This is a genomic window from Mesorhizobium sp. M0848 (genome assembly GCF_040319805.1).
GTDB lineage: Bacteria > Pseudomonadota > Alphaproteobacteria > Rhizobiales > Rhizobiaceae > Mesorhizobium.
Genome location: NZ_JAMYOM010000032.1, coordinates 38,316 through 62,214, shown reverse-complemented (window position 1 = coordinate 62,214; position 23,899 = coordinate 38,316). Strand labels below are relative to the sequence as shown.

The following is a 23,899-nucleotide window of genomic DNA, read 5'->3' as shown; positions in this document are numbered from 1 at the left end:
AGGGCCAATGACGGCCGATGCGGCCGGATTTTCAGACTGAGCGATAGGTTTCCTCTTCTCCCACAAGGGAAGAACGCCCCCTCAAACCGATGCCGTCATGCCGCCATCGACATACAGCGTATGGCCATTGACGAAGGAGGAGGCGTCGGAGGCGAGGAATACCGCAGCGCCGATCAACTCGTCGACATTGCCCCAGCGCCCGGCGGGCGTGCGCTTTTCCAGCCAGGCGGAAAATTCCGGATTGTCGACCAGCGCCTGGTTCATCTCGGTGCGGAAATAGCCGGGTGCGATCGCATTGATCTGCAGGCCGTATCTCGCCCAGTCGGCGCACATACCCCTTGTCAGGTTGCGGATCGCGCCTTTGGTCGCGGTGTATGGTGCGATGTTCGGCCTTGCCAGCTCGCTCTGCACCGAGCCGATGTTGATGATCTTGCCCTTGCCGCGCGGGATCATGTGGCGGGCGACCGCCTTGCCGACATGGAAGGCGCCCGACACATTGGTCTTGAACAGGCGCTCCCACTGCTCCTCGGGAAAGTCCTCGAGCGGAGCGCGGAACTGCACGCCGGCATTGTTGATGAGGATGTCGATGGCGCCGATCTCGGCCTCGATGCGGGCAATGTCCGCGTTGACCGCCTGAAAATCGGTGACGTCGAATACCGAGGCGTGCGCCTTGAAGCCGACATCGCGCAGCTTTTCGACGGCGCTGTCGATCCTGGCGGTGTCGCGGCCGTTCAGCACTATGCTTGCACCGTGTCCGGCGAGGCCCCGAGCCAGCGCAAAGCCGATGCCTTGACCGGAGCCAGTCACCAGCGCCACCCGCCCCTCGAGGCTGAACAGGGAGTTGGCCATCAAACCGTCTTTTGTTTGACCATGATCTTGCCCGAAAACCGGTTTCCACTTTTCGGGATCATGGTTCTAGTCGCTGCGGCGGAAATTGCGGATGCGGTCGAACAGCACCGCCAGCAGGATGGCGCCGCCGATGAACACACCTTGCCAGAAGGCATTGATGCCGAGCAGACCGAGACTGTTGCGGATCACCTCGATCAGGGCCGCACCGACGATGGCGCCAAAGGCGGTGCCGACGCCGCCAGCCAGATTGGCGCCGCCGATGACGGTTGCGGCGATCACCTGCAGCTCCATGCCGGTGCCGAGATTGGTGGTGACGGCACCCAGCCAGCCGGTCTGGATGATGCCGGCAATGCCGGCCGACAGCGCCGAGATCATGTAGACGGCAACCTTGATCTGGCGCACCGGAACGCCGGTCAGCGTTGCCGCGTGCTCGTTGCCGCCAATGGCAAAGATGTGGCGGCCGAACTTCGTCCAGCGCAAGATAAAGCCGGTGATCAGCGCCAGAAGGATCATGTAAAGCACCGGATTGGCGATGCCGAACACCCAGGCGCCGCCGCCCAATGACAGAAGCTTGGCGTGGTCCGGCCCGAACTGGAAGACGACCGTGTTGTTGGAGGCGACCATGGCTAGGCTGCGGGCGATCGACAGCATGCCGAGCGTCACCACAAAGGGTGGAAAGCCGAGATAGGCGATCAGCACGCCGTTGAAGGCGCCAATGGCGAGCGCGGTGGCGATCGAGGCCAGGATGCCGACCTCGATCGAGTAGCCGGCATGCATCGTGACGGCCAAAATCATCGACGACAGGCACAGCACCGAGCCGACCGAGAGGTCGATGCCGCCGGTGATGATGACGAAGGTCATGCCGAGCGCGATAATGGCGACGAAGGTGATGTTGCGGGTGATGTTGTAGAGGTTCTTCGACGTGGCGAAGGCATCGGTGGCAAACGACAGGAACACGCAGGCGAGGATGACCGCGATCACCACCCAGAAAGTCTGGCTGGCAAACAGTCTTGCGGCCAAGGATTGCTGCTTATGCTCGATCGGCTGGTCAATTGTCAGTGCCATCGTCGACCTTCATCTGCTGTGCGTGGTGGAATTCGCTTGAAATCAAACCTGTTCGATGGCGCCGGTGATCAGCCCGGTGACTTCCTCGGGCGAGCTCGATGCAATCGTCTTGTCGGCGACCTTGCGGCCGCGCCGCATGACGATGACGCGGTCGGCGACAGTGAAGACGTCGGGCATTCGGTGGCTGATCAGCACGACGGCGATGCCTTGATCGCGCAAATGGCGGATCAGGTTCAGCACTTCGGCGACCTGGCGCACCGAGATCGCGGCCGTCGGTTCGTCCATCAGCACGATCTTGGCCTGCGACAGCATGGTTCGGGCGATCGCCACCGCCTGGCGCTGGCCGCCCGACATCTGCTTGACGAGGTCGCGCGGACGGGTTTCGGACTTCAATTCGGCGAAGAGCTGGCCGGCCCGCTTGTACATCGAGGCATAGTCGAGGATGCGAAACGGTCCGACGCCGCGCCGCAGCTCGCGGCCGAGATAGACATTGGCGGCGGCGGTCAGATTGTTGCAGAGCGCAAGGTCCTGGTGGACGATCTCGATGCCGTGCTGGCGGGCTTCCGCCGGCTTGTGGAGGATCAATTCCTTGCCGTCCATGTGCATGGTGCCATGGCTCGGGCGGAAATTGCCGGCGATCATCTTGACCAGCGTCGACTTGCCGGCGCCGTTGTCGCCCATGAGGCCGACCACCTGTCCGGGCTCGATCGACAGCGAAACGTCGTTGACGGCCTGGATGGCGCCGAAATGCCTTGAGATGTTGGTGAGTTCGAGAACCGCCACCAGCCTTTGCCTCCCCGTGATTTGCGACCTGCTGCTGTTCCCGGCGTGGATGCCGACGCTGCTTTGGCCTCGCTCTCCCCGGCTCCTCCCGAAGACGGCGTTAGCGTTCTTTTACGCAAAAGCCGGCGCACGTCAATCAATTGTCGGACGAATTGGGCCAGGACTATTTTAAAAATCCGTTTTGTAGGACAAATAGCATTGACGTTGGCGCCAAGCCGATATTAGCTAAGCGTCGGAGGAGATTATGCCGATCCCCGCTGGCGGTTCGCCGGCCGGAATCGGCGGAGGTTTGACGGTCCAGGATCCAGCGGCACCTGTGTGTGAGTTGATCTGAAGCCGAATCTGGAAATGCTTATCGATCTGTCCTGGCGACACGAGCGCTCGCGAAACGACCCTCGGTCATCACGCATCCGGTCGATCTGTATGGCGGGCACGCCGTGTCCGTTTGTTTCAAGGGAGGACTGACATGAGGAAAACACTTTTGCTCGCCGCCGTCGCCGCAATGGCGTTGGGTGCCGGGCCGGCTTTGGCCAAGAAACAGCTCGTCATTGTCGTGAAAGGTCTCGACAATCCGTTCTTCGAGGCCATCCACCAGGGCTGCGAGAAATGGAACAAGGAAAACGCCAGCTCGGAGTATGAATGCTTCTACACCGGTCCGGCGTCGACTTCGGACGAGGCCGGCGAGGCGCAGATCGTCCAGGACATGCTGAGCAAGGCCGACACGGTCGCGATGGCGATCTCGCCGTCCAACGCGCCGCTGATCGCGCAGACGATCAAGAGCGCCAATCCGACGATCCCGATCATGACGGTCGATGCCGATCTCAGCAAGGAAGACGCAGGTCTTCGCAAGACCTATCTCGGTACCGACAATTACCTGATGGGCAAGAAGATCGGCGAGTACATCAAGAAGGGCAAGCCGAATGGTGGCACGATCTGCACCATCGAAGGCAACCCGGCAGCCGACAACATCCTGCGCCGTGCGCAAGGCATGCGTGACGCACTGTCGGGCAAGGAAGGCCTTGCCGCACTTGCGGGTGAAGGTGGTTGGACCGAAGTTCCCGGCTGCCCGGTGTTCACCAATGACGATGGCGCCAAGGGCGTGCAGGCGATGACCGACATCCTCGCCGCCAACCCCAAGCTGGACGCCTTCGGCATCATGGGCGGCTGGCCGCTGTTCGGCGCGCCGCAGCCCTACCGCGATCTGTTCGGGCCGCTCAAGGACCGGATCGCCAGCAACGACTTCGTCATCGGCGCCGCCGACACGATCGGCGACGAAGTGGCGATCGCTCGTGACGGCCTTGTAACGGCTCTGGTCGGCCAGCGGCCGTTCGAAATGGGCTACAAGGCACCGTCGGTGATGATCGACCTGATCGAAGGCAAGGCGGTCGCCGATCCGGTGTTCACCGGCCTCGACGAGTGCACCAAGGATACGGTCGACACCTGCATCCAGAAGTAGGTTCTCGATTTCGGGGCGCCCGGTTGCGGGCGCCCCGTCATTCCTGAACGGAAGCGGTAATTCCCGAACGGACGCAATAGTTGGGGCAATCGGCTCCGGCTTTGCCGCGCCCGTGATCTGGATTTTTCGGCAACGAGATCGGCGCCCGTACGGTTCGGACCAGTCCGGACGACAGACGGTCGACGCATTGGAACGTGGATGCCGGACGAGAAGTCAAGCAAGCGAACCGACCTAACCAAGGCACAAGCGAGCCACGGTCCGGCTGTCATGCGGAAGGCTGGTGCCGCGCATTTTGCGGGGGCGAGCGTCCATGTCTCGTTGGCCGGCGAGATTGGCCTGCGGATCGTGCGTGGCGACTATCCGCCCGGCACCATCCTGCCCAACGAGTCCAAATGGGCCGAGATCTTCAATGTCAGCCGTTCGGCGGTGCGCGAAGCCATCAAGATGCTGATGGCGAAAAGCCTGTTGGCCTCACGCCCCAAGATCGGCAGTTGGGTCGAGCCGAAGGAGCGCTGGAACCTGCTCGACCGCGACGTTCTGGCCTGGTACGCGACGGCGCCCGACCGCGAGGCGTTCCTGCGAACCGTGCAGGAGTTTCGTCATATCATCGAGCCGGAAGCGTCGGCCTTTGCCGCCATGCGGCGCAGCGACGAGCAAATGGCGGAAATCAGCCAGGCCTGCCGCGACATGGGCGAGGCCTTGAGCCTGCAGGAGCGTATCCGCGCCGATACGCGCTTTCATCTGGCCATCCTGCGCGCTTCCGGCAACGACCTTCTGGTGCCGCTCGGCGTGCTGATCGAGTCGGCGCTCGACCATCTCTTCGCATTCACGACACAGCAGGTCGCCGATCAGCGCCAGGCGCAGAAGCTGCATGAGGCGATCGAAAAGAACATCCGCCTGCAGCGCCCCGCCGCTGCGCGCAACGCCGTGCACAAGCTGCTTGCAGATACCGACGATGGGATAGGGCGGTGGCGGCGGTGATCGGCGCCAGCGTTGGGCAATCGGTTAAATGGTCTGTTTCTTGCCATCCTTCATCGGCATCAGGTCGACACCGTTCACCCCAGCGATATGCGTCGCCAGCATCGGTACGAATTGCTCGGCCGGGCCGGTTGCATGGGCACCGGCGAAGGAGTTCTTGGTAGCGTTGCCGAGCGGGTTGGCAATGCCGGCCGCACCCGCCATCGATTCCAGATAGGTCAGGTCCTTGAAGGCATTGGCGATGGTGAATTTGTGCGCGTCTCGGTCACCTTCCAGCGTCCAGCGCATGAAGGTCTGGTAGAAGCCGCAATCCATGCGGCCATTGCGAATGACGCTGTCGAAGCGCGGCGGCGAGATGCCGACCTTCTCAGCCAGTGCCAGTGCCTCGGAATAGATCGCGGCGTAGCCGAGCGAGATGAAATTGTTGAGCAGCTTCATGCGATGGCCGTCGCCGGTGTCGCCGATATGGACGATGCGGCCGGCCCAGGTTTCGATTACCGGTTTCACCCTGGCAAAGAGGGCGTCCGGTGCGCCGACCATGGCGTCGAGCGTGCCTTCCCAGGCTTCCTTCGGCGTGCGGCTGAGCGGTGCGTCGACAAAATCGATGCCGAGTGCATTGAGCTCAGCGGCAAGCGCAATGGTCGAGACTGGGTCTGAGGTCGAGCAATCGACGACGACCGAACCTTTCTTCAAACCCTCCTTGAGGCCGCCCGGGCCGCGAATGATGGCTTCGACCTCGCGCGAACCGGTGACGCAGATGAAGACGATATCAGACGCCGCCGCCACATCGCGCGAGGTTGATGCTTCCTTCGCACCTCGACCGAGCAGATCCTCCGCCGGCTTGCGGTTCTTGCGGCCGAGGAACGTCAGGCTGTAGCCCTTGTCGACGATGTTCTTGGCGATCCCGTGCCCCATCAGACCAAGGCCGATGAAGCCGATCTTTTCGCTCGCGGCAGTCGTGTTCATGTCTTCAAGTCCTGTTGCAATGATTGATGTCAGGCGCTGCCGTTTTGCAGGCGTGGGTGGTTGCGGATGGCGATATTGTCTGACAATACACATAAATTCCTGAGGATGTGGAGAGCAAAATGACGAAGCGGATCATGTTCACCGGCGGCAGCGGCAAGGCCGGACGCCATGTCGTCCAGTATCTGGTCGAGCAAGGCTGCCAGGTGCTCAACATCGACACCAGGCCGCTCGACAATCCCAAGGTGCGCACGCTGATCACCGATATCACCGACAGCGGGCAGGTGTTCAACGCACTGTCGAGCTATATGGGCCTGCACGAATTCGACCCTTCGCTGCGCCCGCAGGCGGTCGATGCGGTGGTGCATTTCGCCGCCATCCCGCGCATCATGATCACCACCGACAACGAGGTGTTCCGCATCAATGCGCTCGGCACCTACAATGTCATCGAGGCGGCGGTGAAGCTCGGCATCCCCAAGGTTATCATCGCCTCCAGCGAGACGACCTATGGGCTCGTGTTCGCCAACGAGCCACGCGATCCCAAATATTTCCCGCTCGACGAGGAGTATGACGTCGACCCGATGGACAGCTATGCTTTGTCCAAGGTCGTCAACGAGAAGACGGCGCGGGCCTTCACCCAGCGCAACGGCACCGACATTTATGCCCTGCGCATCGGCAACGTCATCGAGCCGCACGAATATTCGCTGTTTCCGAAATGGTTCGCCGATCCGGGTTTCCGCAAGCGCATCGCCTGGAGCTATGTCGACGCGCGCGACCTTGGCCAGATCACGTTGCGCGCCATAGAGAAGGACGGGCTCGGCTATCAGGTGTTCAACGCGGCCAATGACGACACCTCGTCCGACCTACCGACCGCCGAACTCTTGAAGCGGTTCTACCCCGGCGTGCCGGTCAAGGCCGAACTCGGTGAATACGAGACGCTGCTGTCGAACCGCAAGGCGCGCGACGTGCTCGGTTTCCGCCCGGAGCATAGCTGGCGCAGATACGTCAAGCAGGACTGATCCGCGAAGCAAGCGAGGCTGATCTGTGCACAGCGGGCGGCTTTGCGGTGCAAGCCGCTTGCCGCGCTTGACAGCCTGGTTAATACGGACTTTCTGGAACCCATGCGGGACGCGAAGCCGAACAAGGAAAAATCGTTGGGGAAAGCGGCCTCCGGGGACCGTCCGGGCGGCGTTCGCCGGGCGGACGCCGCGCGGATTCCAGGCTCCAGCGTCCACGCCTCGCTGGCCAGCGAAATTGGCCTCAGGATCGTGCGCGGCGACTATCCGCCCGGTACCATCCTGCCCAATGAAGCGAAATGGTCGGAGACCTTCAGCGTCAGCCGCTCGGCGGTGCGCGAAGCGATCAAGATGCTGATGGCCAAGAGCCTGCTCGCCTCACGTCCCAAGATCGGCAGTTGGGTCGAGCCGAAGGAGCGCTGGAACCTGCTCGATCGCGATGTGCTGGCCTGGTACGCGACGTCGCCGGATCGCGAGGTGTTCCTCAAGACGGTGCAGGAATTCCGCCACATCATCGAGCCAGAAGCGACCGCGTTTGCCGCCATGCGAAGAACCGACGAGCAGATGGCCGAGATCAGCCTGGCCTGCCGTGAGATGGGAGAGGCGACGAGCCTGCAGGAGCGGACCCGCGCCGACACGCGCTTCCATCTTGCCATCCTGCGGGCTTCGGGCAACGACCTGCTGGTACCGCTCGGCGTACTCATCGAATCCGCCTTCGATCATCTCTTTGCCTATACGACGCGGGAGATCGACGATCTCAACCACGCGCAGAAGCTGCACGAGGCGATCGAGAAGAACATCCGCCTGCAGCGGCCGGACGCGGCGCGCAATGCCGTGCGCAAACTGCTCGCCAACACAGACGGCGTCATCCGCGCCCCGTAGGGCTGGACCGGCCGCCGCTAATCATCCTTGTCCCGTCCGAAGGCGCTGCGCAGTTCGTCCTTGGCGTCCTCAAGCACTTTTTTGCGCGCGGCAGGCAAGTTCTTGCCGGCGCGGTTGATGTAGAAGTTCAGCATCGACATGGCCGACTGGAACGGCTCGGCCTTGCGCCGGTGGCTGTGTTCGGCGGATCGCTTGAGCGAGGCGGCGATCTTCCTGGCGTCGTCGGATTCGAAGACGTGATCCTCAAGATCCATCGCGTCGCTGTGCTCGGTCACCTCGGCCGACCATTTTTTCCTGGTGGCGGTCATCGCAGGACTCCTTTGCAGGGTGGGCTGCCAGGAAACTCCGCACATCGGCATCGGTTCCGCCCTGGCTCTGGAGCCACGGATTTGCCCGCTGTGGCGCTGCTGCGGCCTGAGAATGCGCCGATAGTGGCGCAAACGGCAGCCGATCTCCGAGACCGCCGACAGGAAACGCCTTGACCCGAACCGACAGCCTCCAGGCCGGCCCCGGCATCGACAGCTCCTATGCCTGGATGCGGCTTGCCATCTCGATGCTGCTGGCGACGATCGGCGCCGTCGGCATGTGGGCTGTCGTCGTCGTGCTGCCCGCGGTGCAGGCCGAGTTCGGCGTCGACCGCGCCGCGGCGTCCATGCCTTACACCGCGACCATGGTCGGTTTCGCCGCCGGCAACGTGCTGGTCGGTCGCGCCATCGACCGGATGGGTTACTGGATCCCGGCGCTGCTCTCTTCGATCGCGCTTTCCGCCGGCCTGCTGCTCGCGGCGCTGTCGACCTCGATCCTGCAATTCACGCTTGCCCAAGGAGTGCTGATCGGTGTCGGCACGTCGGTGATCTTCGGGCCGCTGATCGCCGATATATCACACTGGTTCAATCGCCGGCGCGGTGTCGCGGTGACCGCGGCGGCCGCCGGAAATTACCTCGCCGGAGCGATCTGGCCGACCATCATGCCGACACTGATAAAGGCGGAAGGCTGGCGCTTCACTTATGCGGCAATCGGCATCTTCTGCCTGGTGACAATGGTGCCGCTGGTGCTGATGCTGCGGCGTGGTGCCCCAGTTGCGGCTGCTGCCGGTTCGCCCGGAAGCCGGCCGGTGCAGTCGATGCCGCTGTCTCCGGCGGCGTTGCAGGTGCTGCTGGTCGTCGCCGGCCTCGGCTGCTGCGTGGCGATGTCGATGCCGCAAGTGCATATCGTCGCCTATTGCATGGATCTCGGCTACGGCGTGGCGCATGGCGCCGACATGCTGTCGATCATGATGGCAGGCGGCGTCGTCAGCCGGCTGGCATCGGGCTTTCTCGCCGACCGTATCGGCGCGGTGTGGACACTGATGATCGGCTCGGTGCTGCAATGCCTGTCGCTGCTGTTCTACATCCCGTTCGACGGGCTTGCCTCGCTCTATGTGGTGTCGCTGGTGTTCGGCCTGTCGCAAGGCGGTATCGTGCCTTGCTACGCGATCATCGTGCGCGACTATATGCCGGCCAAAGAGGCTGGCCAGCGTATCGGCATCGTCTTGATGGCGACGATCTTCGGCATGGCGATCGGCGGCTGGATGTCGGGCTGGATCTACGATTTGACCGGCTCTTATGCGGCTGCGTTCCTCAACGGCATCGCCTGGAATTTGCTGAACATACTGGCGATCGGGCTGCTGTTGTGGAAGGCACGGCGCAGCACAGCCGTGATGGCCTGAGCTCACCCTGCCCAATGTCCGGGAGCTGCGCGGCTTGACAACCACCCAAGGCTGCGCGACGCCGGAAGGCGGATTGGTGCGGCAACAGGCCGATTTGGCATGACGACGGTGGCAAAGACCCTGAATATGGTTCTAAAGGCGCTTGGCTGCACAAGCCCGTCGCCAGGAGTGCGCCCTTGACCAAGCCGCGCTCGCGCCGGGGCGGCGGCCGCCCTACCATCGCGGATGTCGCGCGCAAGGCCGGCGTTGGTGCCATCACCGTGTCGCGCGCCCTGCGCGAGCCGGAGCGTGTGTCCGAAGAGCTGCGCCGCCAGATCCAGGCCGCCGTCGACGAGCTGGGCTATGTGCCGGACCCGAATGCCCGGGCGCTGGCCTCGGCGCGCGCCGAAGTGTTCGGCGTGCTGGTGCCGTCGCTGACCAACAACGTCTTCGCCGAGGTGGTGCGTGGCATCTATGACAGCCTGTCGGCCAGCCCGTTCCGCATCCAGCTTGGCAACACCCACTATTCCGGTCTTGAGGAAGAGCGGCTGCTGCAGGTGTTCGGTTCGCAACGGCCAGCCGCGCTGATCGTCGCCGGCATCGATCAGACACCGGCTTCGCGAAAGCTGCTGGAAAGTGCCGGCTGCCCTGTGGTGCAAGTCATGGAAACCGGTCCAGATCCCGTCGACATGATGGTCGGCTTCTCGCATCTCGATGGCGGCAGGGCGGCGACCGAGCATCTGATCGAGGCCGGCTATCGCCGCATCGGCTTCATCGGCGCGCGCATGGATCCGCGTTCGCAGCGGCGCCTTGCCGGCTATCGCGCGGCGATGGAGGCCGCGGGCCTGTTCGATCCGCGCCTCGTCACCACTACGCCGGTGCTGTCCAGCGTGTCGCTCGGCCGCGAGATGTTCCGCGATGCGCTGGCCAAGGTGCCGACACTCGACGGTGTCTTCTGCAACAATGACGATATCGCGCTCGGCGTCTTGTTCGAATGCCATCGCGCCTCGATCGCGGTGCCGAAGACGATCGGCATCGTCGGTTTCAACGATCTCGACATGATGCAGGTGGCGTTTCCTTCGGTCACCAGCATCCGCACCCATCGTTATGAGATCGGCCGGCGTGCCGTTGCCATGGCGCTTGCGGCGATCGCCGGCAACAGACCGGAGCAACGGATCGTCGACCTCGGTTTCGAGCTCAAGCGCCGCGAGAGCACGGCGCGTTGAAACGCACAGAAGCGACTGTGCGAATGCCGGTTTACACGCCAATTTGGTAGCGCTACCACTTCCTGCAAGCAGGTGCATAAACGACAGGGCGTACCTGTTTATTATACATAAGCGACAACTAATACTTGTTTATTATGGATAATATGATAGTCTTCGTACTGCTGGCGGCGACAAGGGAGGAACCGGGTCGGCCACCACGGGCGGCCAAGGACGCGCATGGCGAGGCGGGAGGTGCCGGTCCATCGCGCGAAAATTCGCATTGCGAAACGAACAATCTGAACTGCAATCGGGAGGACTATCGATGATCAAGTCACTTGTTGGTGGCGTCGTTGCCGCCACTGCATTCGTCATGCTCAATTCGGCCGCCATGGCCGCCGGACCCGAAATCGTGTCGGGTCCCGCCGCTCAGGCGGATTGTTTCGCGCCGTGGGACGCGGAGACCAAATTCTTCAAATATCCCAAGAAGGAAGGGCCGTTCCGCATCGCCTTTGCCAATGGCTATATCGCCAATACCTGGCGCATCCAGATGGTGCAGACGGCCAAGGCCTACGCCGCACAACCTGAAGTCAAAGCCAAGATCAAGGAGTTCAAGGTCGTCTCGACGGGCGAGGACGTGCCGGCGCAGATCTCGGCGATCAACAATTTCATCGATTCCGGCTATGACGCCATCGTTACCGACGCCCAGAACCCGACGGCCTTCGGTCCGGTCATCAAGCGCGCCAAGGAAGCCGGCATCGTGCTGGTCGCCTTCGACAACATCCTCGACACCAAGGACGCCATCAACGTCAATGTCGATCAGAAGGGCCTTGGCGAATTGTGGGCCAAGTGGCTGGTCGCCAAGATACCGAACGGCGGCAAGATCCTGGAAGTGCGCGGCGTCGCCGGCACCTCCGTCGACACCGATCGTCACAACGGCATCCACGAGGTCTTCGACGCGTCCGGCAAGAAGTGGGACGTGACCGAAGTCGCCGGCAAATGGGATGACGGCGTGGCACAGAAAGTGACCGCCGATGCGATCGCCACCAACGGTCCGTTCGACGGCATCACCGGGCAGGGCGGCGACACCGGCATCGTGCAGGCGATGATCGACGCCAAGCATCCGTTCGTGCCGTTTGGCGGCGAGACCGAGAACGGCTTCCGCAAGTTCTGCGCCGCGCATTCGGCCGACGGGCTGAAGTGCTCGTCCGCAGGCTCGGGTCCGGCTCAGGTCGCCGTCGCCATCAAGACCGCGATCGCCGCACTCGAAGGCGAGGTGGTGCCACAAGAGGTGAAGCTGCCGCTGGCGATCGCCGAAGACCCGAACTTGAAGGAAGGCACGGATTATTTCCCCAAGGAATCCGATAATTTCTTCGTCGGCAATTCCTTCCCGACCTGCGGCATCAATTTCAGCGCCCAGGAAATCATGGGTCAGACCAAGGAAAACCAGTAAATCATCGCTGGCTGTCACCTGGCGCCGCTGCTTGAGCCGCGGCGCTTGTCTCAATTCCACAATCGCCCTGGGAGGGCCGATGGACGGTGCGGCTCCGCTCTTTCGTATGGAAGGCATATCCAAGCGCTATGGCGGTGTACGCGCGCTGGAGAAGGCCGAGCTTGTTGTCGAAGCCGGCAGCATCCACGCCATTCTCGGCGAAAACGGCGCCGGCAAGTCGACGCTGATCAAGGTCATGGCAGGTGTCGTGGCGCCCGACGAGGGCCGCATGACGCTGGATGGGCGCGAGGCGACCTTCGCTTCTCCGGGGGCCGCCAACAAGGCCGGCATCGTCTGCATCTTCCAGGAACTGTCGCTGGTCCCTGAGCTCAGCGTGGCCGACAACATCGTCATTTCCGATCCGCCCAAACGCTTCGGCATGATCGACCGCAAGGCGCAGCGCCGCATCGCCGAAGAAGCACTTGCTCGCGCCGGCGCCGCCGACATCCACCCGCTGGCGCTGGTCAAGGACCTGCCATTGTCGCGCCGACAGATGGTCGAGATCGCCAAGGCATTGGCACGCAAGCCGCGCATCCTCATCCTCGACGAAGCGACCTCCGCGCTGACCGCCGCGGATGTCTCGAAGATCTTCGCGGTGCTCAAGCGGTTGCGCTCGGAAGGGCTGGCGCTGCTCTACATCTCGCACCGCATGAACGAGATCGCCGAACTGGCGGATCAGTGCACGGTGTTCCGCAACGGCCGCAATGTCGCCAGCTATGCAGCCGGCTCGAAGAGCGACAATGAGGTGGTCGAACTGATGATCGGCCGCGAATACAGCCATATCTTTCCGCCCAAGCCGGCGGCCGTGCCTGCCACCGCGGCCCCCAGGCTCGAGGCCCGCAAGCTCTCATGGGCCGACCGGCTGCACGATATCTCGCTGACCGTCAGGGCAGGTGAGGTGGTCGGCCTTGGCGGCCTCGACGGCCAGGGCCAGCGCGAATTGCTGCTCGCCTTCTTCGGCGTGCTGCGGGGCCTCAGCGGCCAGATCCTGATCGACGGCAAGTCTGTCTCGATCACCAGTCCATCCGTTGCGCGCGACGACGGCATCGGCATGGCGCTCATTCCCGAGGACCGCAAGACCGAAGGGCTGATGCTGCCGATGACGGTGCGCGAGAACCTGTCGTTCGCGGCGCTCGACCGGCTGTCGAAGGCCGGCATCATCGATCGCGCCGCCGAGCAGCGGCTGATCGACGACATGGTCGGCCTCTTGGCGATCAAGACGGCGGGCCTCGACATTCCGGTCGGCGCGCTTTCGGGCGGCAACCAGCAGAAAGTGGTCATCGCCAAATGGCTGATGCGCCAGCCGCGCATCATCCTGCTCAACGATCCGACGCGTGGCATCGACGTCGGCACCAAGCAGGAGTTGTACCAGCTGATGCGCAAACTGGCCGACGCGGGTGCGGCGATCCTGTTCTACTCGACCGACTATGACGAACTGATCGGCTGCTGCGATCGCGTGCTGGTGCTCTATGACGGGGCGGTCAAGCGCGAGCTGGTCGGTGCCGAGATCACCGAGCGGGCGCTGATATCAAGCGCGCTCAACATCCATGGCGAGGAGAGCCCAGTGGGCCTGGGAGCAAGCGCGTGAAAGATTGGCGCTACTGGCTGGCCGAGCAGCGCGGAACGCTGCTGGCGTTCGGCATCTTCATCGTCATGTTCGTCATCTACACCTCGAACCATCCGGCGGGCTTCACCGCCAATGTCGTGCAGACGGCGTCGAACAAGGGTGTGCTGCTCGCCTTTGTCGCCATGGCGCAGACGCTGGTGGTGATCACCGCGGGCATCGACTTGTCCGTCGGTATGATCTTCCTGCTCACCAACTGCCTCGCCTCCTGGCTGGTGGTCGGCACGCCGATGCAGACGACGCTCGGTGTCATCGCCGTGCTGGCGGTAGGGCTGCTGTGCGGCGCGATCAACGGCGCCATCGTCATCTATGGCCGGCTGCAGCCGATTGTCGCCACCATTGCCACGGGGGCCGTCTATTACGGCATCGGCCTTTTGCTGCGGCCATTCCCGGGCGGCTCGGTCAATGAGGATCTGGCCGATGCGCTGACCGGCCGTGTGTTTGGCGTGGTGCCGGCGAGCCTGGTCGTCCTGCTGGCCGTCGTGCTGGTGATCTGGGTGCCGTTCAGCCGCTCGGTGCTCGGCCGCGCCGCCTACGCGGCGGGCTCATCGGAGACGGCGGCCTACATGTCGGGTGTGCCGATCCGGCGCGGCAAGTTCGCCGCCTACACGCTGGCCGGCCTGCTGGCGGCGATCGGCGGACTGTTCCTGACCTTCTTCACCTATACGGGTGAAGCGGCCTATGCCAGCGGCAACTCCTACACGCTGTTTTCGATCGCCGCCGTGGTGCTCGGCGGCGTTTCGCTGTTCGGCGGCAAGGGCAGCGCCATCGGCGCCATCTTCGGCGCACTGGCCTTCCGCACCATCGGCGACCTGTTGTTCGTCTTCGATTTCGATCCGCTCTGGCAGCCGCTGTTCCAGGGCGTTATCCTGCTGGTCGCCGTCAGCCTCGGCGCCTTCGCCCTGTTTCGGGTCCGCAACCGGCTGGAGTGGTTCCTGTGAGCGAAACGACGCTTGGCGGCATTGCCGGCCGCATGCCCAGATTCATCCGCCGTGCCGATCCGGCGGTGCTGACGGCCTTTGCCTGCATCGTTCTCTTGCTGTTCCTGGGCAGTCTCTATTCCAGAAGCTTCCTGTCGCCTGAATATCTTCTGCAGCAGCTCAAGGTGGCTTCATTCCTCGGCGTCATCGCCACCGGGATGATGCTGGTCATCCTGCTCGGTCAGATCGACCTGTCGGTGCCGTGGGCGGTGGCGGCGGGCGCCATGATGGCCTGCGCTGCGGCGGCCTACGGCCCGGTCGGCGTGGCGCTGGCCATTCCGTTCGGTATTTTCTGCGGCATGCTGATCGGCGTCGTCAACGGCATCGGCGTCGCCTATCTGCGCATCCCCTCGATGATCATCACATTGGCCACCAACGCCGTCGCGCAAGGGCTGATGGTGGTCTACACCGGCGGCTTCTCGCCGCAGGATTCGGCGACGGGCGCGATGCGCTACCTGGCGACCGGCTTCGCCATTCCGGGCGTGCCCAACGCGGTCATCATCTGGGCGCTGATCGGAGCCGCGATGGTGTTCGTGCTGACCCGTACCAGCTTCGGCCGCACCGTCTACGGCATCGGCAACCGCGAGCGCGCGGCCTATCTCTCCGGCATCGATACGCGGCGCGTGGTGATGATCGCCTTCGCCGTCTCCGGCGGGCTCTCGGCTTTCGGCGGCGTGCTTCTGGCGGGCTATGCCTCCAAGGCGGCGCAGTCGATGGGCGACGCTTATCTGCTGCCGTCGATCGCCGCGGTGGTGCTTGGCGGCACCTCGATCCTGGGCGGACGCGGCTCTTATCTCGGCACTGTCGCCGGTGTCATCCTCATCACGCTGCTGCAGTCCATCCTCTCCGTCATGCAGATGCCGGAGGCGGGGCGGCAGATCATCTACGGTGTCGTCATCGTCGCCATGCTGCTGCTCTACGGCCGCGCGCCGGCAAGCCGCTGACAGTGGACGAAAAGGCAGCACAGGCGCCAGCGGGCGCTCCCGGCTCGGTGTCTCCGGCCATCGTGGTGATGGGCGCCGCCGGCTGCGGCAAGTCGGCCGTCGGTATTGCGCTGGCGGCCGCGCTGGGCGTTACCTTCATCGAGGGCGACAGGCTGCACCCGCCGGAAAACGTCGCACGCATGGCAAGCGGCGAACCGCTTACCGATCAACTGCGCGAAGGCTGGCTCAACGCGATCGGCGAGCGCATCGCGGAGTCGGTGGGCGGCGGACAGGGCGTGGTTGCCGCCTGCTCGGCACTGAAGCGCAGCTACCGCGAACGGTTGAGCGGCTTCTGCCCGGAAATCGTCTTCCTCTATCTGGAGATCGACCCTGCCACGGCCAGGCAGCGTGTCGGCAACCGCAAGGGCCATTTCATGCCGGCAAGCCTGGTCGACAGCCAGTTCGCCATCCTCGAGCCGCCGGCAGTGGAGGAGCGGGCCCTGACGCTCGATGCGACGCGCCCGGTCGGTGAGCTCGTCGCTGCCGCGGTCCGACTGATACGCCGGTCATGAACTTTCATCGTCAGTGCCGATGCCGGTGCTGTCCTGGGCCTCGGTCAGCCGCTGCCGGCGGGACCACGTCAGCATCTGCTCGGGGTAGAGCCTCAGCGCCTCCAGCAGGCGGTCACGCTTGAGCAGGATGTAGTGAGCCTGCACGGCCATGTTCTTGGCGCCATCCCTGGCGGTGTCCGTTGCCGGGGTGACAGACGCCTCCGGCGCCAGCGCGGGGCTGAGCACGGCCCGGTACTCATGTCCGTGCTTGAGCCGGCGCCCGCGACGCCGGACCGCCGATCGGCAGACACAACTTCAGAAATGTTGATTTCGAGGGTCGGACGAAGATATTCGTGTCGCTATTCCATATATGGCGTCAGCACATCTTCGATCCATTTCATGAATGCGCGGACTCGGCGCGACAGATTGCTCCGATGCGCAACGACGAGGGACACGGCGAGCGCCCGGCGACGAAAATCGGGTATGATCTCGACAAGCGCTCCACTCTCCAAGTATCGGCCAATGCCCAAGAGTGGCGCCTGAATCACACCAAGGCCGGCGAGGGCGGCGGCTTCGTAGGTCTGCGCGCTGTTGACGTGTAGCCCACCTGGCAACTGAAGCGTCGCGTAGCTGTCGCCGTCCGGATATTCCCATCCATAGGGTCTCGCGCCCAGCACCGTCGAAAAGTGAATTGTCCTATGTTCCTGACGCTGGAGATCTTCCAGCGACCGAGGGACGCCATGGCGCGCCAGATAGGCGGGGCTGGCAGCGTTGGCCATGCGCAACAGGCCCAGTGGGCGGGCAATCAGCGTCTCGTCCCGAATGGGTCCAAGCCGCAATACACAATCGAACCCCTCTTGAACCAGATCGACTTGCCGATCCGTACTCGACACCTCCAGCTCCAACTCGGGGTGCGCCGCCATGAAATCCGGCAAGGCAGGCACGATCGTTGTGCGCGCCACTTCGGTTGGAAGGTCGACCCGCAAACGCCCGCGAAGTGCCACGCGATCGCCGGCGAACATCGAGTGCAGATCATCGACTTCAGCAAGCAGATCGCGGGCACGGGCATGAAATGCGCGTCCGTCTTCCGTCAACCGCACGCTGCGCGTCGTCCGGTGCAGGAGCCTGACACCGAGATCTTCTTCCAGCTTCCGGACCGCCGTTGAGGCTCTCCCCTTTTGGATGCCCAGGCTGTCGGCTGCGCGGGTGAAGCTCCCCATTTCCGCTACCGTTATGAAAATGAGGATGGGTTCGAGATTTTGCATTTTCGTGCCCCGGTATTGTTCCCCGAAAAGAGAACAGTCGGTTCATTTCCTCGGTGTTTATCACGTCTTGGGGGCACAGTAAGCTTGGAACATGGGATCTTCCCAATGGAGAATGACAAGTGTCGGAAACCCTGAACCTGCATCAGACACCTGAAACTATGACCTTGCATCGCGCCCTGTGGGCCGGCCGGATAATGAGCGCGTTTGTCGTTATCGCTTTGATGGCAGACGGCACTGTTCAGCTTTTCGCGCCGGCACGGATCGCGAGCATGTTGCAGGAAACCGGGTTCGCGATGGACCTGACCCGTGTCGTGGGTCCGATCATACTCGCCTGCGCCATCCTCTATGCCATCCCGGTCACCGCCGTCCTCGGCGCGATCCTGGTGACTGGCTTTCTGGGAGGTGCCATCTGCGCCCATCTCCGCATCGGTGAGTTGGGGTCGCCGCCGGAAATCATTTCCCTGCTTCTGGGCGCGATGACCTGGGGCGGCCTCTATCTGCGCGATCCCCGTATCCGGGCCATTCTGCCGCTCATCCATTGAACCAACAGGGGCAGCTCTGTCCCTAAACATCAGGAGAAAACACATGTTCTTAGTAATGGGAATCACGGGAAACGTGGGCGGCGCGACGGCAAGGCATTTGCTAGCGCAAGGCAAGAAGGTGCGCGCGCTGGTTCGCGACCGCGAGAAGGCGTTGAGCTGGGCGAACCGGGGCGTGGAGCTCGTTGACGGCGATTGGAACGATTCGGCAGCCATCGAGCGAGCGCTCGAAGGCGTCGAAGGCGCGTTCGTCATGCTGCCCCCTGTCTGGGCGCCTTCGCCCGATTACAAGGAAGCAAAGGGCGTGATTGCAAGCTATGTCGAGGCGCTCACCAAGACAGCGCCGCCGCGAGTGGTTGCGCTTTCGTCTATGGGGGCGAACAGAACCAGCGGGCACGGGGTAATCGCGGCCTTGTCCCTTCTGGAGCAAGGTTTTCGCGACCTGACATCGCCAGTTGCTTTTGTGCGCGCAGGCGGATTCTTCGAGAATTTTCTTTTCGGGTTGCAGGTCGCGCAGGGCGGAACGCTGCCGGCTTTCTACAATCCGACAAACCGGAAATCGACAATGGTCGCGACGAACGACATCGGCGCGGAATTCGCAACGCTTTTGACCGGGCCAATGTGGTCAGGGCAGCGCATCGTCGAGCTTGGTTCGATGGTCAGCGCGGACGACGTCGCCGAGCAATTGGGCGAAGTCCTGAATCTCGACGTGAAAGCCTTTGCAATCCCGCGTGCGGGGTGGGCGGAAGCGCTCGAGCAATTCGGCATCCCGAAGGGCCACAGCGGACCTGCCGAAGAAATGTACGAGGCCGTGAATGCGGGATGGATGGACCTCGGTGTGGCGGGTACGGAGCACGTGGCGGGTACGACGTCCGCACGCGATGTATTCGAGGCTGCGTCCAATTTGAACGGGTAGGCCAAACTGTATGGGGTTCTCCTGTGATTTCAGGTCTTCGCAACCCGGGATTTGGAGAACTCCCTCTTCAATGGAAGAATCTCATGTCTGTCTGAGCGCGGTCAGCTTGCAGTCGGTGGTTTAGATCTGCGACGTCAGCTCGACCGGAAAATCGTCATTGTCCGCATCGCGCATGGCGGCGAGGCTGCGATTGTCCAGCACCTCGGCGATAGCCTGCCGCACCTCCAGCATCATGTGGCGGACCTGGCAGGTCGCCTCGTCGCAATCCTCGCAGCGCTGATACTGCGTGCGGCTGGCGCAAGGGATCGGCGCCAGCGGCCCGTCAAGCACGCGCACGACATGGCCGATCTTGATTTCGGAAGCCAACCGGGCAAGGCGGTAGCCGCCTTCCTTGCCTTTGCGGCTCTGGACGAAGCCGGCATTGCGCAACTCGCCCAGGATGGCATCGAGGAATTTCTTCGGGATATTGTTGGCCACAGCGATGTCATTGACGAAGGCCAATTGGCCGGCCGGCAGGCCAGACAGATGCACGAGGGCCTTGAGGCCGTATTTGCCTTTTTTTGTCAGCATGCCCAGATCAACCCATAAAAGCCCCAACCACTCGCATCTGCCGGCTGTTTGTGTGCAAATAATGACGTCTTCGCCCTGCGATGATGTTTCGCAAACAGCCACCAAATTGCACGTTAGGCATAAACGCGTTGATTCTTTGTAACGTTTTGCACTGAGAAGGCGGATATTCTGCTGATAACCAGGTTTTCGGCGTTCAAAAACGAAAAAAGCCGGCAGGGCGCCGGCTTTTCCGTCTACTCCGCAGATATCGCGGCCTTCAGCGGCTGCCGTAGGTCTGGTCGAGCAGGCCGCCAGCGGCGAAATGCTCTTTCTGTACTTTGTCCCAGCCGCCGAAGACGTCTTCCACCGTCAGCAGCCGGATATCGGGGAAATCGGCCTTGTATTTTGCCGCCACAGCGGCGTCGCGGGCTCTGAGGCCGTTGCGGGCGGCGATGTCCTGGCCCTCCGGCGTGTAGAGGAAGTCGAGATAGGTCTTGGCCAGATCGCGCGTGCCGTGCTCGTCGGCAACCTTGTCGACGATCGCGACGGGGAATTCGGCCAGCAGGCTGACCGAAGGCGTGACCTGCTCGAACTTGCCGTCGCCATACTCCTTGCGAATACCGCGCGTCTCCGACTCGAAGGTGATCAGCACATCACCGATCTCGCGCTGCACGAAGGTGGTGGTCGCGGCGCGGCCGCCGGTGTCGAAAATCGGCACGTTGTTGAACAGCTTGGTGATGAACTCCTTCACCTTGGCGTCGTCGCCCTTGAAGGCCTCCTTGGCGTAGGCGGTGGCCGCCAGATAGGTGTAGCGCGCATTGCCGGAGGTTTTCGGATTGGGGAAGATCACCTGCACGTCGTCGCGCACGAGATCGTTCCAGTCCTTGATATGCTTGGGGTTGCCGGCGCGTACCAGGAAGGACGGCAGCGAATAGAAGGGCGAGGCGTTGTCGGGAAAGTTCTTCTGCCAGTCTGCCGACACGAGGTCCTTCTTGACCAGGAAGTCGATGTCGGTGACCTGGTTGAAGGTAACGACATCGGCGCCAAGGCCCTCGGCGATGGCGCGCGCCTGCGCCGAAGTGCCGGCATGCGACTGGTCGACGGTGACGCCCGGATGCTGAGCGATGAAAGCCTTGTTGACCTGCACGAACAGTTCGCGGCCGACATCATAGGATGCGTTGAGCAGTTTGTCAGCCGACCAGGCCGGGGAGGATGCGAGGAACAGGCCGGCGACGGTGGCAAGCCCGAGGAAAAATCGCTTCATGAAAACAGGCTCCGATGCAATGTGTTTATGGTCGGACCATAGCCGGGGTGCGTGGTGTGCGACGAGGCATGGGTCCGGGGATCAATGCATCGCTTCTAGAAAACCTATCCCCGGAATAGAAGGTTCGTAGTTTTTTCTTTCAAGTGCGACTTCGCCTCGGTGGACGCCGATCGTTCCAATTCGTTTGACTGTTCCGAAAAAAGATACACATTGTGTATGCAGGTGTGCTACGGGAGCGACAAGGAGCGCTGCCATGACAAAGACCACACCCGAGACCCACGCCAAGCCTGTCAATCTGCGCATCCGAGAGGATGTGCGCATATTGATCGACCGTGCTGCGAAAATACGCGGGAAGACCCGCTCCGACTTTATGATCGATGCTGCATATCGTGCGGCCGAGGACACGCTGCTCGACCAGGCACTGATCAAGGTGGATCCCGAGAGCTATCGGCACTATCTCGACATCCTCGATGAGACGCCAAGCGGTGAAGGTTTTGCACGCCTTATGAACGTGCCCAGGCCGTGGCAGGGATGATACTATCGGCGCCCGCGCCTCTGGCCGAAAATCACGATCTCGACCTTTTTCGAAGCGGGACGGAAAGTCTCGACCAATGGCTTCGCCTGAGGGCGCGAGCCAACCAGGTCAGCGGCGCGTCGCGTACCTATGTGGTGGCGGAAGACGCGCGCGTTGTCGGTTATTCCTGCCTCTCTTCGGGCGGGCTTGATCTCGCGCAGGCACCCGGCGCCATTCGTCGCAACATGCCTGATCCCATTCCGATGGTCGTGCTCGGGCGTCTTGCCGTCGACGCGGGCTGGCAAGGCAAGGGGCTGGGTGCCGCGCTGCTGCAAGACGCCGTTTTACGGGCAGGTCGCGCCGCGACGATCCTCGGGATTCGCGGGATATTTGTTCATGCCATATCGGATGAGGCGAAAGCCTTTTACGAACACTACGGTTTTGCGGCTTCGCCGAAAAACCCAATGACCTTGGTGCTGTCGCTGAAAGGCGTGACGAAAGGATAGTCGTGTCGCTCGAAGCATGAATTAAGCCGACCGCCATCAGACCGAAACGTTCCGGGGTGCGATGGCAGGCGATGTCTCCTGTGCCGAGTTTTCCCGGGCCTTGCACCGTGGCGCTGTTTGGCATATACAAATGGCATATACAAAAGAGCTGCAACATGCCCCAGAACCGTCATTCAACAACGCCGCCCAAGGAGGCGAAGCTGTTTCGCAACAACCGCAGCCAGGCGGTGCGCATTCCTGTCGAGTTCGAGCTTCCCGGCGAAAAAGTCCTGATCAGCCGGGAAGGCGATCGTCTTGTCATCGAGCCGGTTCGCAAACCTGGCCTCACCGCGTTGCTCGCCCAGTGGGCGAAAGAGCCGCCGCTCGATCCTGAAGACGACTTCCCCGAGATCGACGACACGCCAGTCAAATCCGAGGACATTTTCTAGATGCGGTTCATGCTGGATACGAACATCATCAGCGACATGATCCGAAACCCGGCTGGCAAGGCCGCGAGGGCAATGTCGCGCGAGGGAGATGACGCGGTTTGCACCAGCATCGTGGTCGCCTCGGAATTGCGATATGGCTGCGCCAGGAAGGGATCGGCCAAGCTGCTCAAGAAGGTTGAAGACTTGCTGGCCGAGATTCCAGTCTTGCCGCTCGATGTGCCGGTGGATGCCGAGTATGGCGGACTTCGCGCCGAGCTTGAAGCGGCAGGCCAGACCATTGGCCACAACGATCTTTTTATTGCCGCTCATGCCTGTGCATTGGGCGCCACGCTGGTGACCGCCAACACGGGCGAGTTCAACCGGATCAAAGGCCTGAAGGTCGAGAACTGGCTGGCGTAGCCCTCGACCAGAGGATCAAGCCGCCGGAAAAAGTTTCCAGCGTCCGGGGCGAAACGCCACCCGGCTTTTCTGCGCCGCGGGGTGGTCGACGGGCAGTTCGATTTCGACCCGCTGGCGCTCTCCGCCGATCTCAAGCTCGACCCGGCGCGTGCCGGCGACGCGGCGGCTGGCGGCGACCGTGCCGGCGATACAGCCGCTGCAGCCGTCCAGCAGTTCGACATCATGCGGGCGGAAATAGAGCGTCGCATCGCCCGAGGGCTCGTTGGGCGCGGCAATCCCGATCGGACGGTCGGCGAGCCAGATCTCGCCATTCTCGACCTTGACGGGAAGCGAGCTTGATTCACCGATGAAGCCATAGACGAAGGGCGAGTTCGGCGTGTCGTAGATATCGTCGGCGGTGCCGACCTGCTCGATGCGGCCCTGGCTCATCACCACGACGCGGTCGGCAAGCTCCAGCGCCTCTTCCTGGTCGTGGGTGACGAAGACGGTGGTATGGCCGGTGGCGTCATGGATTTCGCGCAGCCAGCGGCGCAATTCCCGGCGCACCTGCGCGTCAAGCGCGCCGAACGGCTCGTCGAGCAGCAGCACCTTGGGCTCGATCGCCATGGCGCGCGCCAGCGCCACGCGCTGCCTCTGGCCGCCGGAGAGCTGCGCCGGATAGCGCTTTTCGAGCCCTGAAAGCTGGACGAGGTCCAGAAGCTCGGAGGCGCGACGGCGGATCTCCTGCGCCGGCGGGCGCGACGGTCCGTGCCGGACCTTCAGGCCGAAGCCGATATTGTCCGCCACCGTCATATGCCGGAACAGCGCATAGTGTTGGAAGACAAAGCCGACATTGCGCTCCTGGATCGACTTGTGCGAGGCGTCCTCGTCGCCGAAGAATATCTTTCCCCGTGTCGGCCGCTCCAGCCCGGCAATCAGCCTGAGCAGCGTCGTCTTGCCGGAACCGGACGGTCCCAGCAACGCGATCAGTTCGCCCGACTTGATGTCGAGCGAGACGTCGTGAAGCGCCGGAAACCGGTCAAACTCCTTGCGCACGTTGGCAACGCGAACTTCCATAGTGGTCCCTTT

General features: G+C 62.7%; 27 protein-coding genes. 17 read left to right on the top strand and 10 right to left on the bottom strand.

The genetic code is table 11. The features are described 5' to 3' along the window. Window positions 1-81: 81 nt before the first annotated feature. The 3 genes from NKH95_RS28880 to NKH95_RS28870 form a co-directional block, all read right to left on the bottom strand. Entirely contained in the window at window positions 82-849 is a 768-nt protein-coding gene (locus NKH95_RS28880; protein WP_023813246.1) for an SDR family oxidoreductase, read from the bottom strand. Window positions 850-915: 66 nt separating this feature from the next. Next, a complete protein-coding gene (locus NKH95_RS28875) occupies window positions 916-1,914 on the bottom strand; it encodes an ABC transporter permease (protein WP_027035044.1) in 999 nt (332 codons plus the stop codon). A 42-nt stretch (window positions 1,915-1,956) separates the two neighbouring features. After that, entirely contained in the window at window positions 1,957-2,697 is a 741-nt protein-coding gene (locus NKH95_RS28870) for an ATP-binding cassette domain-containing protein (protein ID WP_013530854.1), read from the bottom strand. 466 nt (window positions 2,698-3,163) lie between these two features. Here NKH95_RS28870 and NKH95_RS28865 point away from each other — a divergent pair, with 466 nt between their 5' ends. After that, window positions 3,164-4,153 (top strand): sugar-binding protein, encoded by a 990-nt coding sequence (locus NKH95_RS28865; RefSeq protein WP_023813244.1) that lies wholly within the window; start codon window positions 3,164-3,166, stop codon window positions 4,151-4,153. A gap of 198 nt (window positions 4,154-4,351) precedes the next feature. Further along, the gene (locus NKH95_RS28860; RefSeq protein WP_023813243.1) at window positions 4,352-5,134 is read left to right on the top strand and encodes a FadR/GntR family transcriptional regulator; all 783 of its coding nucleotides are present in this window, start codon (window positions 4,352-4,354) and stop codon (window positions 5,132-5,134) included. 24 nt (window positions 5,135-5,158) lie between these two features. On the opposite strand, the gene NKH95_RS28855 is transcribed toward NKH95_RS28860, so the two are convergent. After that, window positions 5,159-6,097, bottom strand: coding sequence for an NAD(P)-dependent oxidoreductase (locus NKH95_RS28855; protein ID WP_352611333.1), 939 nt, complete (start codon window positions 6,095-6,097; stop codon window positions 5,159-5,161). Between the two features lie 119 nt (window positions 6,098-6,216). On the opposite strand from NKH95_RS28855, the gene NKH95_RS28850 reads away from it, so the two are divergent. Beyond that, window positions 6,217-7,113: an NAD-dependent epimerase/dehydratase family protein gene (locus tag NKH95_RS28850; RefSeq protein ID WP_352551681.1), complete on the top strand. Its 897-nt coding sequence runs from the start codon at window positions 6,217-6,219 to the stop codon at window positions 7,111-7,113. Window positions 7,114-7,215: 102 nt separating this feature from the next. Beyond that, window positions 7,216-7,992: a FadR/GntR family transcriptional regulator gene (locus tag NKH95_RS28845; protein WP_352893993.1), complete on the top strand. Its 777-nt coding sequence runs from the start codon at window positions 7,216-7,218 to the stop codon at window positions 7,990-7,992. A gap of 17 nt (window positions 7,993-8,009) precedes the next feature. Here NKH95_RS28845 and NKH95_RS28840 read toward each other — a convergent pair whose 3' ends face one another. Continuing rightward, window positions 8,010-8,300, bottom strand: coding sequence for a DUF3175 domain-containing protein (locus NKH95_RS28840; RefSeq protein ID WP_031213606.1), 291 nt, complete (start codon window positions 8,298-8,300; stop codon window positions 8,010-8,012). 227 nt (window positions 8,301-8,527) lie between these two features. Between NKH95_RS28840 and NKH95_RS28835 the strand changes: the two genes are divergently transcribed. From NKH95_RS28835 to NKH95_RS28805, 7 genes are all read left to right on the top strand, one after another. Beyond that, window positions 8,528-9,700: an MFS transporter gene (locus NKH95_RS28835; protein WP_502895376.1), complete on the top strand. Its 1,173-nt coding sequence runs from the start codon at window positions 8,528-8,530 to the stop codon at window positions 9,698-9,700. Between the two features lie 176 nt (window positions 9,701-9,876). Beyond that, on the top strand, window positions 9,877-10,905 hold the full coding sequence (gene gntR, locus NKH95_RS28830) for an HTH-type transcriptional regulator GntR (RefSeq protein WP_352611330.1): 1,029 nt from the start codon (window positions 9,877-9,879) through the stop codon (window positions 10,903-10,905). Between the two features lie 301 nt (window positions 10,906-11,206). Beyond that, on the top strand, window positions 11,207-12,334 hold the full coding sequence (locus NKH95_RS28825) for a sugar ABC transporter substrate-binding protein (RefSeq protein WP_352441169.1): 1,128 nt from the start codon (window positions 11,207-11,209) through the stop codon (window positions 12,332-12,334). A 79-nt stretch (window positions 12,335-12,413) separates the two neighbouring features. Then, window positions 12,414-13,961 (top strand): sugar ABC transporter ATP-binding protein, encoded by a 1,548-nt coding sequence (locus tag NKH95_RS28820; RefSeq protein ID WP_023813235.1) that lies wholly within the window; start codon window positions 12,414-12,416, stop codon window positions 13,959-13,961. Then, window positions 13,958-14,938, top strand: coding sequence for an ABC transporter permease (locus tag NKH95_RS28815; RefSeq protein WP_127295462.1), 981 nt, complete (start codon window positions 13,958-13,960; stop codon window positions 14,936-14,938). The genes NKH95_RS28820 and NKH95_RS28815 overlap by 4 nt, the downstream gene beginning before the upstream one ends. After that, on the top strand, window positions 14,935-15,921 hold the full coding sequence (locus NKH95_RS28810; RefSeq protein ID WP_127295464.1) for an ABC transporter permease: 987 nt from the start codon (window positions 14,935-14,937) through the stop codon (window positions 15,919-15,921). Before NKH95_RS28815 ends, NKH95_RS28810 begins: the two co-directional genes overlap by 4 nt. Window positions 15,922-15,923: 2 nt before the next feature. After that, window positions 15,924-16,472 carry a gluconokinase gene (locus NKH95_RS28805; RefSeq protein ID WP_352893990.1) on the top strand — a complete coding sequence of 183 codons (549 nt, stop codon included), beginning with the start codon at window positions 15,924-15,926 and terminating at the stop codon, window positions 16,470-16,472. Here NKH95_RS28805 and NKH95_RS28800 read toward each other — a convergent pair. Further along, on the bottom strand, window positions 16,467-16,697 hold the full coding sequence (locus NKH95_RS28800) for a hypothetical protein (RefSeq protein WP_023813231.1): 231 nt from the start codon (window positions 16,695-16,697) through the stop codon (window positions 16,467-16,469). The genes NKH95_RS28805 and NKH95_RS28800 overlap by 6 nt on opposite strands. A gap of 113 nt (window positions 16,698-16,810) precedes the next feature. Further along, a complete protein-coding gene (locus NKH95_RS28795) occupies window positions 16,811-17,716 on the bottom strand; it encodes a LysR family transcriptional regulator (RefSeq protein WP_352441166.1) in 906 nt (301 codons plus the stop codon). 119 nt (window positions 17,717-17,835) lie between these two features. Between NKH95_RS28795 and NKH95_RS28790 the strand changes: the two genes are divergently transcribed. Then, window positions 17,836-18,258: a DoxX family protein gene (locus NKH95_RS28790; protein WP_352893989.1), complete on the top strand. Its 423-nt coding sequence runs from the start codon at window positions 17,836-17,838 to the stop codon at window positions 18,256-18,258. 43 nt (window positions 18,259-18,301) lie between these two features. After that, on the top strand, window positions 18,302-19,171 hold the full coding sequence (locus tag NKH95_RS28785) for an NmrA family NAD(P)-binding protein (protein ID WP_023813228.1): 870 nt from the start codon (window positions 18,302-18,304) through the stop codon (window positions 19,169-19,171). A gap of 120 nt (window positions 19,172-19,291) precedes the next feature. Here NKH95_RS28785 and NKH95_RS28780 read toward each other — a convergent pair whose 3' ends face one another. Beyond that, entirely contained in the window at window positions 19,292-19,741 is a 450-nt protein-coding gene (locus NKH95_RS28780; RefSeq protein WP_023813227.1) for an RrF2 family transcriptional regulator, read from the bottom strand. A 256-nt stretch (window positions 19,742-19,997) separates the two neighbouring features. Further along, entirely contained in the window at window positions 19,998-20,984 is a 987-nt protein-coding gene (locus NKH95_RS28775; RefSeq protein WP_023813226.1) for a sulfate ABC transporter substrate-binding protein, read from the bottom strand. 253 nt (window positions 20,985-21,237) lie between these two features. On the opposite strand from NKH95_RS28775, the gene NKH95_RS28770 reads away from it, so the two are divergent. From NKH95_RS28770 to NKH95_RS28755, 4 genes are all read left to right on the top strand, one after another. Continuing rightward, window positions 21,238-21,519 (top strand): type II toxin-antitoxin system TacA family antitoxin, encoded by a 282-nt coding sequence (locus NKH95_RS28770; protein WP_023813225.1) that lies wholly within the window; start codon window positions 21,238-21,240, stop codon window positions 21,517-21,519. Next, window positions 21,519-22,004: a GNAT family N-acetyltransferase gene (locus NKH95_RS28765; protein WP_128303536.1), complete on the top strand. Its 486-nt coding sequence runs from the start codon at window positions 21,519-21,521 to the stop codon at window positions 22,002-22,004. The genes NKH95_RS28770 and NKH95_RS28765 overlap by 1 nt, the downstream gene beginning before the upstream one ends. 155 nt (window positions 22,005-22,159) lie before the next feature. Next, window positions 22,160-22,432, top strand: coding sequence for an AbrB/MazE/SpoVT family DNA-binding domain-containing protein (locus NKH95_RS28760; RefSeq protein WP_023813223.1), 273 nt, complete (start codon window positions 22,160-22,162; stop codon window positions 22,430-22,432). Continuing rightward, window positions 22,433-22,831 carry a type II toxin-antitoxin system VapC family toxin gene (locus NKH95_RS28755; protein WP_023813222.1) on the top strand — a complete coding sequence of 133 codons (399 nt, stop codon included), beginning with the start codon at window positions 22,433-22,435 and terminating at the stop codon, window positions 22,829-22,831. 15 nt (window positions 22,832-22,846) lie between these two features. Here the strand turns inward: NKH95_RS28755 and NKH95_RS28750 are convergent, their stop codons facing one another. Then, window positions 22,847-23,887, bottom strand: a complete 1,041-nt coding sequence (locus NKH95_RS28750; RefSeq protein WP_023813221.1) for a sulfate/molybdate ABC transporter ATP-binding protein — start codon at window positions 23,885-23,887, stop codon at window positions 22,847-22,849. Between the last annotated feature and the right edge of the window lie 12 nt (window positions 23,888-23,899).